General features: G+C 71.8%; 6 protein-coding genes. 1 reads left to right on the top strand and 5 read right to left on the bottom strand.

All coding sequences use genetic code 11. The annotated features are described in order from the left end of the window. The 3 genes from AOK03_RS35020 to AOK03_RS35010 all read right to left on the bottom strand — a co-directional run. A partial coding sequence (locus tag AOK03_RS35020; RefSeq protein WP_208609655.1) for a type I polyketide synthase occupies positions 1-2,473 on the bottom strand: 2,473 nt, incomplete at its 3' end. Positions 2,474-2,886: 413 nt separating this feature from the next. Next, positions 2,887-3,531, bottom strand: coding sequence for an SUKH-4 family immunity protein (locus AOK03_RS35015; RefSeq protein WP_055569421.1), 645 nt, complete (start codon positions 3,529-3,531; stop codon positions 2,887-2,889). 299 nt (positions 3,532-3,830) lie between these two features. Then, positions 3,831-4,883 (bottom strand): zinc-dependent alcohol dehydrogenase, encoded by a 1,053-nt coding sequence (locus AOK03_RS35010; protein ID WP_055569420.1) that lies wholly within the window; start codon positions 4,881-4,883, stop codon positions 3,831-3,833. A 348-nt stretch (positions 4,884-5,231) separates the two neighbouring features. On the opposite strand from AOK03_RS35010, the gene hemL reads away from it, so the two are divergent. Then, the gene (gene hemL / locus AOK03_RS35005; protein ID WP_055569419.1) at positions 5,232-6,611 is read left to right on the top strand and encodes a glutamate-1-semialdehyde 2,1-aminomutase; all 1,380 of its coding nucleotides are present in this window, start codon (positions 5,232-5,234) and stop codon (positions 6,609-6,611) included. Between the two features lie 15 nt (positions 6,612-6,626). Here hemL and AOK03_RS35000 read toward each other — a convergent pair whose 3' ends face one another. Together AOK03_RS35000 and AOK03_RS34995 are read right to left on the bottom strand one after the other, a co-directional pair. Continuing rightward, positions 6,627-9,491, bottom strand: a complete 2,865-nt coding sequence (locus AOK03_RS35000) for an NHLP bacteriocin export ABC transporter permease/ATPase subunit (RefSeq protein ID WP_055569418.1) — start codon at positions 9,489-9,491, stop codon at positions 6,627-6,629. 1 nt (position 9,492) lies between these two features. Then, on the bottom strand, positions 9,493-11,739 hold the full coding sequence (locus AOK03_RS34995) for an NHLP family bacteriocin export ABC transporter peptidase/permease/ATPase subunit (protein ID WP_055569422.1): 2,247 nt from the start codon (positions 11,737-11,739) through the stop codon (positions 9,493-9,495). Between the last annotated feature and the right edge of the window lie 17 nt (positions 11,740-11,756).

Here is an 11,756-nt window from a genome sequence, read left to right as displayed (position 1 = left end):
GGCGCAGGGTGCCGATGACCGTGGCGTTCGCGCCGGTGGCCTCGATGGTGCTCTCCAGCCCGAAGGCCATGACGGGGTGCGGGCTGATCTCGACGAAGAGCTCGTGACCGGCCGTCAGCAGGTGGCGCGAGGCTGCCTCGAACTCCACGGTCCGGCGCAGGTTGCGCCACCAGTAGTCCGTGTCGAGCTCCTTGTGGTCGATCGGTTCGCCGGTCACCGTCGAGATCATCGGTACCGATCCGGCCTGCGGTCGTACGTCGGCCAGCGCGGCCAGCAGTTCGTCCTTGATCGGGTCGACGTGGTTGCTGTGCGACGCGTAATCGGCGTTGATGGTGCGGGCCCGGATGCCGTCGGCCTCGCACTCGGCCTGCAGTTCCGCGACCGCTTCGGGGTGACCGCTCACGGCCACGGATCCCGGGCCGTTGACCGCGGCGACCGACAGGCGCGTGCCCCACCGGGCCGTCCGCTTCCGGGCCTCGTCGGCGCCAAGACCCAGCGAGAGCATCGCCCCGCTGCCGGACAGCGGCACCACCAGCTGGCTGCGCCGCGCCACCACGCGCGCCCCGTCGTCCAGGGACAGCGCACCGGCCACGCACGCGGCGGCGATCTCGCCCTGCGAGTGGCCGACGACGGCGGCCGGTTCGACGCCGTGCTCCCGCCACACCTGGGCGAGCGAGACCATCACGGCCCACAGCACCGGCTGCACGACGTCGACCCGCTCCAGCCCCGGCGCTCCCTCGGCCCCTTCGAGTACGTCGGAGAGGGACCAGGGAACGTAACGCCCCAACGCCTCACCGCATGTGGCGAGGTACTTCGCGAACACGGGGGAGGACTTCGCGAGGGCCGTCGCCATGCCGGGCCACTGGCCGCCCTGCCCCGGGAAGACGAAGACGGGCCGCACGTCCGAGGCCGCCGTTCCCCGCACCACATGCGCGGACGGCTCTCCGCGAGACAACGACGCGAGTCCGGAAAGCAACTGCTCGCGTCCTGAACCGAGCACCACTGCCCGGTGGTCGAAGCGTGCGCGGGTCACCGCGAGGGAGAGGCCGACGTCTTCGGGGCGTTCGGTATCCGCCACCTCCAGCAGCCGTGCCGCTTGCGCGCGCAGTCCCTCCTCGCTGCGTGCCGAGACCACCCAGGGCAACAGCGTCGGCCGCGTCGTCTCCGCCGTCCCTGCCGTGGGCGCGGTCTCCGCGGGCGCAGCCTCCGCCTCCCGCGGCGCCTCTTCGAGGATCATGTGCGCGTTGGTGCCTGCCACGCCGAAGGAGGAGACCCCGCAGCGCCGCGGCCGGTCCTGGCGCGGCCACTCCACGGTCTTGGCCAGCGGCAGCACTCCGCCGCCCTCCCAGTCCACCTGCTGTGTGGGCGAGGAGAAGTGCACCAGCCCGGGAAGTACGCCGTGCCGCAACGCCTGCACGGTTTTGATCACTCCGGCGACACCTGCCGCGGCCTGGGAGTGGCCGATGTTCGACTTCGCACTCCCCACCAGCAACGGCCGCTCCGCAGGGCGGTCGACGCCGTACGTCGCGATGAGGGCGCCCGCCTCCGCCCGGTCACCGGCCCTGGTCCCCGACCCGTGCGCCTCCACGGCGTCCACGTCGGTGGGTGCCAGACCGGCGTTGGCGAGCGACCGGACGATCAGCCGTTCCTGAGCCGGGGCGCTGGGCACGACCAGGCCTTCGGTCGCGCCGTCGGAGTTGACCGCGGAGCCGCGGATCACCGCCAGGACGCGGTGGCCGTTCGCGCGGGCGTCCGACAGCCGGGTGAGCATGACCATGCCCGCCCCCTCTGACCAGACGGTGCCGTCCGCGTCGGTGGAGAAGGGCTTGGGCCGCCCGTCCGGCGCGAGCCCCTGCTGCTTGGTGAACTCGGTGAAGAACCCCGGCGTGGGCATGACCGAGACGCCGCCCGCCAGCGCGTGGTCGCACTCCCCGGCCCTGAGCGCCTGCACCGCGAGGTGGATGGCGACCAGCGAACCGGACGAGGCGGTGTCGATCGTGATGGCGGGTCCGACGACGCCCAGCGTGTAGGCGATGCGGCCGCTGATCGCACTGGGGATGTTCCCGGTGAGCATCAGCCCGGACGACGCCTCCGGCGCCAGATGCATCGGCGGCCCGTACTCGGTCGAGAGCCGCGCCGCGAACACGCCCATGTTCGTCCCGCTCACCGACAGGGGGTCCAGCATGGCGCGTTCACACGCCTCCCACGCCACTTCGAGCAGGATGCGCTGCTCGGGGTGCATGGCGACCGCCTCGCGCGGCGAGATGCTGAAGAACGAGGCGTCGAACTCCGCGGCGTCCAGGAATCCGCCGCGGTCCACCGAGCTGGCACCGGCCCGAGCGGGATCCGAGCGGAGGCGTTCGACGTCCCATCCCCGGTCTGCGGGGAAATCGGAAATCGCCTCGGAGTCGGCCGTGAGGAATTCCCAGAGTTCGTCGGGGGTCGTAATGCCACCGGGATACCTGCATGCCATCCCGATGATCGCGATCGGTTCCTTCGCAATACCGCGCGTCGCTAAATCGGACATCGTCACCCCCAACCGGAGTCAACCCTCGAAAGGGTTGTCGACTATGTATGTGGTGTAGCCATACGTGGCGTGGCCATTTTTAGGCTAGGCACGCGCGCTGTAGAGGGTCAACCCGGCTCTTGGGCGGGATTGGCGTCGCTTTAGAGAGGCGTCATCACGGGGCCGGAACCGGCCAGTTGGCGACAGATAGGTGTGGCCTGAATGGACCCGGTGGGACTAGGTCGTCGGCCCTAGGCCTTCAAGCTTTCCTAAAGCCTTTGGAAATTCTGGTCAATGGGGCGGCGACTTGCCTGGGGCGGCACGAAATCAGGGCCCGGTGGGGAGCCGGGCTGGTCGGCGTGGGCGACAGCGGCCGGGGATCACCCGTAGAGCGAGCGGGCTCCCGGGCTGCCGCCCTCGAAGTGCCGGCCCATGGCGATCTCTTCGCTGATCACCGACCACACGGTCTCGCCATCCCCGAAGTCGTCCTGGAAAGGCAGGGGGTCGATGCGGCTCGTCTCCTGGCGGATGAGCTCGACCTCGCGCTCGAGACGCTCGAAGTCGGCTTCCTCGTCGCTGCCGCCGCTGTCGGCGTCGCTGCCGCTGAAGGTGAACTCTTCGAGCAGGCGCCGGAACCGGAGGGCGACCTGGATGAGGGAGGAGACGTCGGTGTGGAGCTCCTGCACGTTCTCCGCGTCGGCGTCGAACGCGAGCACCTTGCCGGAACCGGGGTCGAGGGCGAGGTGGGCGTTGAGCAGCCAGCCGATGACGGGCCACTGGCCTGCGCCCGCCGGGGCGTCCTCGAAGTCCTCGGTGTCGACGACGTCCTGGACGAGCGGCAGCAGGCCCGAGCCTTCATCGGGTTCGCGCAGGTGGAAAGCCTCGGTGGGGACGCCGACGGTCCGCAGGAGGCGGGCGCCCTCGGTGTCCGCGGCGGAGGGCGGGAAGGCCGTGGCGGGCAGGGTCGAGAGCCGGTCCTCGCCGAAGACGCGGGTGAGCTCGCTGCGGGTGACGTCGAAAAGCACTGCAGGAACTCCGAACTCGGCGGCGGCACGGGCGCCGTGGGACTCTCAGGGGGCGGAAGCGGTGAGAGTAGCAGCGTCGCGGATCGAGGCGCTTCCGGCTGCCTCGATACCGCGCCGCGCGCTCACCGGCCCGGCCCCCTTGCGGACTTGCGGAAAGAGATCGTCGTCCGAGGCTCCCATTGCTCCGCCGCCGAGAAGGCCTTTTCGCTCACCGGGTAATGCGGCGCGGAATTGCCGTGCGCTGTGCCGCAATTCAGTGCCATTCAGCGCCATTCAACGTGATTGGGCGTGCAACAATCCTACGCAGAAGGTGTGATGACGACCTTGTGGCCGGTGCGGCGCTGCGCATCGGCGAATGCCGCAGAGGCGTCGGCCAGGGGGACCCGGGACGACACCAGGGGGTCGAGCGCCACGACACCGCGCGCGGCCAGATCGATGACGCGCGGGTAGACCTCGCCCATCCGGCGCACCATGGCGATGGTCAGCTCCTTGCCGCGCGCGAGCGAGGCACGGAACGTCGTCGTGTCCGAGCCCGGTATGCCGCCGAGCACCACGCGTCCGCCCGGACGCACGGACTCCATGGCGATGTGGACCGCGTCGTCGTTCCCGGCCATCTCGAACGCGACGTCGACGCCGTACGCGGAGAAGTCGTGCGCGGGAAGGTCGGCCGATGCCGCCGATGCCGCCGATGCCGCCGATGCCGCCGATGCCGTGGCGGGCGTCGGGTCCAGGACTTCGTCCGCGCCCCACTTGGCCGCGGCCTCACGCCGGTGCGCCAGCGGTTCGACCGCGATCAGCCGGGACACCCCCGCGGCCCGCAGCAGCTGGATCAGCAGCAGGCCGAGCGGGCCGCAGCCCACGACCGCCGCCGTGCCGCCGAACGGCACCTGGCCGAGGTCCATCGCCCACAGCGCGACGCCCAGCGGTTCCAGCATCGCGCCGCCCACGTCGGACACCGTGTCGGGCAGCGGGTGCAGCCGGTGCGACGGCCACGGCATGACCTCGCGCAGCATGCCGTCCGTCACCCCGTGGCCGGAGAACACGATGTTGTAGCAGAGGTTCTGACGGCCTGCCCGGCACGCCCGGCACGCCTCGCACGGGAACGCCGGGTCGATCGCGACCCGCTCCCCGCGCCGCGGCCCGGTCAGGATTTCCCCAGCGCCCTCGTGCCCCGGCACCAGTGGTCGGCTCAGCTTCGCGTCGCCGATCGCGCCGTCCTCGTACCAGTGCAGGTCCGATCCGCAGATCCCGATCGCGGTCACCCGCACCAGGACCTCACCTGGGCCGGCCGCCGGCTCAGGCTCGTCCCCGACGCGCAGATCCGCGATCCCGTGAAGCCTCGCTGTCAGCATTCAGCCGACCGTAATGAGAGGTCGTTGTAGTGTCCACGGGACCCGGCGGTTCAAGTCACCACGGGCCTTCGGGGAGCCGTCGTGCGGCGCCCCGGGCAAGCCGCTCACCGGCGTCGCCGGTGAGTCGGACGCGGGCCCACCAGGCAGGGGACCGGGTTCGGCAACTTGTCCGAAAGTGACGGATGGGGCTATTGGGGTTCTGCCTGTGCTCCACCCGCACTCCACTCACGCTCCCTTCGCACTCCACCGGCACTCGGCCCGAACGGGCCCTAACTGGCAGCAGGAGAAGGGGACTTGGCGGCGCGCCGCTGCACGGGACCGGTTCGGTCACCGCCCTAGACTGACTGCATGGCTGTTCCAACCAGTTCCACCGCCTCGCCTGCGCCGACCGGCAGGACGAGCAACGAATCCGAGTTCGCCCGGGCGCGGAAGGTCATCTCCGGCGGCGTCAACTCACCCGTGCGGGCGTTCGGCTCGGTCGGCGGCGCGCCCCGCTTCCTCGTCTCCGCCTCCGGCCCGTACGTCACGGACGTCGAGGGCCGCGAGTACGTCGACCTCGTCGCCTCCTGGGGTCCCGCGATCCTCGGTCACGCCCACCCGGAGGTCGTCACCGCGGTGCAGGACGCCGCGGCCCTGGGCCTCTCCTTCGGCGCCACCACCCCGGCCGAGACCGAACTCGCCGAGCTCGTCGTCCGACGGCTCGGCGGCCCCCGTGCGACCGGCGGCCTCATCGACGAACTGAGGCTCGTCTCCACCGGCACCGAGGCGACCATGACCGCGATCCGCCTGGCGCGCGGCTTCACCGGCAGGCCGCTCCTGGTCAAGTTCGCCGGTCACTACCACGGACACTCCGACGGACTCCTCGCCGCCGCGGGCTCCGGCGTCGCCACCTTCGGCCTGCCCGCATCGGCCGGTGTCCCCGAGCCGATCGCCGAGCAGACCCTGGTCCTGCCCTACAACGACCCCGAAGCGGTGCGCGCCGCATTCGCCGCCCACCCGGGGCGCATCGCGGCCGTCATCGTCGAGGCGGCGGCCGCGAACATGGGCGTCGTCGCGCCCGATCCCGGCTTCAACGCCGCGCTCGCCTCGATCGCCCACGAGCACGGCGCCCTGCTGATCCTCGACGAAGTCCTCACCGGGTTCAGGGTCGCCCCCGACGGCTACTGGGGCCTGCAGAGGACGAGCGCCGCCGAGCCGCCCTACGACGTGGACCTGGTCACCTTCGGCAAGGTGATCGGCGGCGGCATGCCCGTGGCCGCGGTCGGCGGCCGAAGCGACGTCCTGGCGCACCTCGCTCCGAACGGGCCCGTCTACCAGGCAGGCACCCTGTCCGGTAACCCCCTGGCCGTCGCGGCCGGGCTCGCCACGCTCCGGCTCGCCGACCAGGAGACCTATGCCCGGCTCGACCGGGTGAGCGGCACGCTGCGGGCGGCGGTGTCCGAAGCCCTCGCGGCAGCCGGTGTCGCCCACACCGTCCAGTCCGCAGGCAACCTGTTCTCCGTCCTGTTCGCCCCGGAACCGGCCCGCGACTACGAAGACGTACAGGCGCAGGAGACCTTCCGGTTCGCGCCCTTCTTCCACGCGATGCTCGACCGCGGGGTCGCCCTGCCGCCGAGCGTGTACGAGGCGTGGTTCGTCACGGCCGCCCACGACGACCGCGCGGTCAACAGGATCCTCGACGCCCTCCCGCACGCCGCCGGCGCCGCGGCCGGGGCCCGCCCGGCGTAGCGGCCCGCAGGGACCTCACCGCATCTGCCGCCGCACCAGTTCGTGCAACCGCCCGCCCGTATCGGCCAACAGCTGTGCGGGCGGGCCCTGCTGCACGATGCGGCCCTGCGCCATGACGACGACGCGGTCGGCGTCCATGACGGTGGAGAGGCGGTGGGCTATCACGACGCGGGTGGCGTTGAGGGCACGGGTGCTGTCGATGACCGTGCGCTGCGTCTCGTTGTCCAGGGCGCTCGTCGCCTCGTCGAAGAAGAGGACGCGGGGGCGGCGGATCAGGGCCTGGGCGATCATCAGGCGCTGGCGCTGGCCGCCGGAGACCGCTCCGCCGCCGGAGAGCATCGTGTGCAGGCCCATCGGCATGCGCTTGATGTCCTCGGCGAGACCCGCCATCGCGGCGGCCTCCCACGCCTCCTCCTGCGTGAACGACTCGGCGCCGCAGATGCAGTCGAGGATCGACCCGGTGAGCGGCTGGGCGTTCTGCAGGACCACGCCGCACTGGCGGCGCACCGCCGACTGGTCCAGGGCCGACAGGTCCTGGCCGTCGTACAGCACGCTGCCCGAGACCGGCTCGTCGAAGCCGATCAGCAGCCGCAGCAGCGTCGACTTGCCACAGCCGCTGGGGCCGACGACGGCCACGAACTCGCCCGGCCGGATCGCCAGCGACACGTCGTCCAGGACCAGCGGGCCGTCGTCGGTGTAGCGGAAGGACAGGTCGCGCGCCTCGATCCCGCCCTGGAGCTCGCCCGGCTGCGTACTGCCGGAGCGCACCTCCGGAGCCTCGTCCAGCACCGGCTTGATCTGCTCGAACATCGGGAGCACCGAGGCGGCGGAGATCAGCGCGCCGGTGAGCTGGGTGACGGACGTCAGGAGCATCGTCACGGCAGTGCTGAAGGTGAGGAACTCGCCCGCGGTCAGGCTGCCCCGCGCCGGGCCCGCGAGCAGCACGAACATGACGAGCGTGCAGAGCGGCAGATAGACGGCGTTCAGGACCGTCGTGACGTTCTTGATGCGGCCTGCCCGCTGCTGCAGCTCCCGGCTGCGCGCGAACTCGCCCGCCCAGGCCGCGTACGCGAAGCTCTCCGCGCCCGCCACGCGCAGCTTGGGCAGGCCGCGCAGCGTCTGGAACGCCTGGTTGTTGAGCTTGTTGCCGAGCTCCACCAGGCGTCGCTGCCAGCGCAGTTCCCACAGCCCGAGGGTGAGGAAAACGGCGGCGATGACGGCCAGCATCGCCAGCGCGGCCAGGGCGAGGGGGACGCTGTAGAACAGCAGCAGGACCAGGTTCATCGCGCCGACCGAGCCGGCCTGCAGGGCGACGGGGCCGATCCCCGACAGGATCCGGCGGATGGCGCTGACGCCCATGGCCGCGCTCGCCAGCTCACCGGTGGAGCGCGACGCGAAGAAGCGCGTGGGCAGCCGCAACAGCCGGTCCCAGACCGCCGGTTGCAGCGTGCTCTCCATACGTCCCTCCATCCGCAGCACGGTGAGGTTCTGGAGCAGCATGAACGCCGCCGAGACGATGCTGGTGATCATGACGGCCAGGGAGACCTGGACGATGAGGCTCTTCTCGGCGTTCGGCACGAACACCCCGAGCACCTGCCCCGTGGCGATCGGCACCAGCGCGCCGATCACCACGGTCACCAGACCGGCGAGCACGAGGTTGCGCACGTCGCCGCCGGTGCCCCGCAGGCCGAAGCGGAACAGCCGCCACGGCGTCAACGGCCGCTCGGGCAGCGGCCGGTAGAACATCACGCCCTGCGGTTCGAACTCGTCGGCGTTGGCCGCGTCGACGCGGGTGCGCCGCCCCGACGTCGGGTGCACCGACTCGTAGCCGCCGCGCCGCCACAGCAGCGCGACCGGCGCGCCGCTCGCCGCACGGTGCCCCACGAGCGGGCCCGCGTTCTCACGCCACCACCGCCCGTCGAGACGGACGGCACGGGTGCGGATCCGTGAGGCCACCGCGACCTGCTCCACGGGATCGATCCGGTCGCTCACCGCACCGCCCTGCGCGGCGCCGGACAGCGTGATGCCCGCCGCCCCCGCGACCAGCCGACAGGCGGCGTACGTCGCGTCGGCACCGCCGCCGGACTCCGTGCGGCGCGCACCGCGCCGCCCCGAGCGGCCGATGGAGGCGATCAGCGTCCGGTCGGCCTGCTCACGGACGCTCTCGCCCGCCTTGATACCGGCCGCCGTACGGTCCTCGTGGGCCCGCTCCAGGCGCTCGATCCACCGGTCGAGCGTGGCCAGCAGCCGGTACTGCTGGTTGACCATCCGCTGCCACATCGCCGCGTCGACGAGCAGATCGCCCGCCGCCTCGGCGCTGTAGGCGGCGCCGTACTGCACGCTGCCCGGCGCGACCGGCATCCAGAGGATGTCGTCGTCTCCCACCACCTCGTCGCCCATGGTGCGCCCGTCGAGCGGCGCCTCGAACAGGACCCGGTGGCCGCGTCCGATGCCGAGCGCGAAGGCGTGCTCCAGCAGGCTCAGGGCCGCGTCCTGGGTGTCGTACTGACTCGGGTACTGCTGCTCGTAGGACCAGCTGTCGCCGTAGTCCGGGCGGTACAGCTCGCGCAGCGGGATCCGGCGCAGCTCGCAGCCCTGGAGGGGGCGGCCGACGAGGGTGTGCTGGGGGCCCTCGACCGGACCGAGGAGCAGCGTGCCCGGTTCGAGGCGGCCCAGGTAGTGCCAGTGGCCCTGCTGCACGGCGTCGACGGCGAACAGGTCGAGGGCGCCGGCCACGACGAGCCACAGCACCTGCGGCCCCTCCAGGTGCACGCTGCGCAGTCCCGCGCAGTCGACGGGTGCGCCGAGCGCGTTGAAGGCGACGGCGACCGGGTCGGCCGTGTCGTGCGGATATCCGTGCTGTTCCGGTACGGAGGTCACCTCAGTGCTCCTTGACCAGATCGGCGTAGGGGCCGTCGGCGGCGACGAGGTGTTCGTGGCGGCCGCGTTCCACGACCTGGCCGTGGTCGAGCACGACGATCTCGTCGCTGTCGCGCACGGTGCTCAGGCGGTGGGCGATGACGACGCAGGCACAGCCGCGGCGGCGCAGGTTGTCGATGATGACCTGTTCGGTCTCGGCGTCCAGGGCGCTGGTCACCTCGTCCAGCACGAGGATGCTCGGGCGGCGGACCAGGGCCCTTGCGATCTCCAGGCGCTGGCGCTGCCCGCCGGAGAAGTTGCGCCCGTCCTGCTCCACGCGGCCGTGGATGCCACCGGGCCTGCGGGCCACCACCTCGTACAGACAGGCGTCCCGCAGTGCGGCCACCACGGCGTCGTCGGGGATGGAGGGGTCCCACAGGGCGACGTTGTCGCGGACCGTGCCCTCGAAGAGGAAGACGTCCTGGTCCACGAAGGAGACGGAGGCGCAGAGCGCGCCGCGCGGGATGTCCTCCAGGCGCTGTCCGTCGATGCGGATCGTGCCCTCCCAGGGGCTGTACAGCCCCGATATCAGCCGGGAGACCGTCGACTTGCCGCTGCCGGAGCCGCCGACGAGCGCCACCTGCTGCCCCGGCCCGACCGACAGTGAGAAGCCGGTCAGGAGCGGCTTGTCGAGGGGGCTGTAGCCGAAGGTGATGTCGTCGAGGGTGACGTGACCCTTGAGGCGGCGGGTGCTGGCGGCGGGTTCGGGGCGTGAGTAGAGCGTGTCGACGGGGAAGTTCTCGACGTCCTTGAGGCGGGCGACGTCGGCGGCGAAGTCCTGGATGCGCCCCGCGACGCCGTTGAGGCGGGTGATCGGCGCGGTGAACCGGGTGACGAGGGCCTGGAAGGCGACGAGCAGCCCGATCGACAGATGCCCCTCGACCGCGCGCAGGCCGCCGATCCACAGGATCAGCGCGCTGTTCAGGGTCGCCAGCGTCGGCGCGACGACACCGAGCCAGGCGCTCGGCACCCCCAGGCGCTGCTGCTCCTCCAGCGTGGTGGCGTGCTGGCCCGCCCAGCGGCGGAAGTAGCCGTTCTCGCCGCCGGTGGCCTTCATCGTCTCGATCAACTGCAGGCCGGTGTAGGAGGTGTTGGTGAGCTTGGCGCTGTCGGCGCGCAGCTTCTGGGTGCCGGTGGCGCGCAGCCGGATGACGACGCGCATCGCCACGATGTTCAGCAGGGCGATGCCGACACCGACGAGGGTGAGCTGGGGATCGTACGTCCAAAGGAGCGCCGCGTAGAGGAGGACGACGATGCCGTCGACCCCGGCCGCCGTGAGGTCGCGGGCCAGGGTCTCGGCGACCGCGTCGTTGGACGCGAGGCGCTGCACGAGGTCGGCGGGGGAGCGCTGGGCGTAGAACGTGACGGGCAGGCGCAGCAGATGACGCAGGAAGCGGGCGCTGCCGAGGGTGGAGGAGATGATGCGGCCGCGCAGCAGGTTCGCCTGTTGCAGCCAGGTCAGCACCACGGTGAGCGCCACCATCGCGCCCATCGACGCGAACAGCGCGCCGAGCAGCGAGGTCTGATGGCCGATCAGGAACAGGTCGATGTACGTCCGGCTGAGCGCGGGCAGCGCCGCGCCGACCGCGACGAGCAGCAGACTGGCGAGGAGCGCGGCGAGCATCGTGCCCGTGGTGCCGCGCAGCCGCGCGGGCAGGGCCTTCATGACGCCGGGCCTGCGGCCTCCGGGACGGAAGTCCGGGCCCGGTTCGAGGACCAGGACGACACCGGTGAAGCTGGTGTCGAAGTCCTCCGTCGGCACGAAGCGGCGGCCCTTGTCGGGGTCGTTGATGTATACGCCGCGGCGGCCGAGGCGTCGTCCCGTGCCGTCGTACACGACGTAGTGGTTGAACTCCCAGAAGAGGATCGCGGGCGCCTTCACCTCGGCGAGCGCGGCCGGTTCCATCTGCATGCCCTTGGCCGTCAGGCCGTAACTGCGGGCCGCCTTGAGGACGTTGCTGGCCCGTGAGCCGTCGCGGGAGACGCCGCACGCGATGCGCAGCTCCTCCAGGGGGACGTGCCGTCCGTGGTGGGCGAGCACCATGGCGAGGGCGGCGGCGCCGCACTCGACGGCCTCCATCTGCAGGACGGTGGGGGTGCGGACGGTCCCCGGCCGCCTGCCCTTGGACGCGGGGCGCGGGGCCGCGCGGCGGCGGCCGCGGGACGGTTCCTCGGGGCGGTGCCTGCGGCGGCCGCCGGGGGGCGGCAGTTGCTGCTGGTGCGCGG

It is taken from the genome of Streptomyces atriruber, assembly GCF_001418325.1.
GTDB classification, from domain to species: Bacteria; Actinomycetota; Actinomycetes; order Streptomycetales; family Streptomycetaceae; genus Streptomyces; species Streptomyces atriruber.
This window is presented reverse-complemented; position numbering and strand designations above follow the sequence as displayed.

What these genes read in the sequence shown, in the direction of transcription:
- AOK03_RS35010 (WP_055569420.1), bottom strand. Translation starts at nt 4,883, where the DNA reads ATGCTGACAGCGAGGCTTCACGGGATCGCGGATCTGCGCGTCGGGGAC.
- hemL (WP_055569419.1), top strand. Translation starts at nt 5,232, where the DNA reads ATGGCTGTTCCAACCAGTTCCACCGCCTCGCCTGCGCCGACCGGCAGG.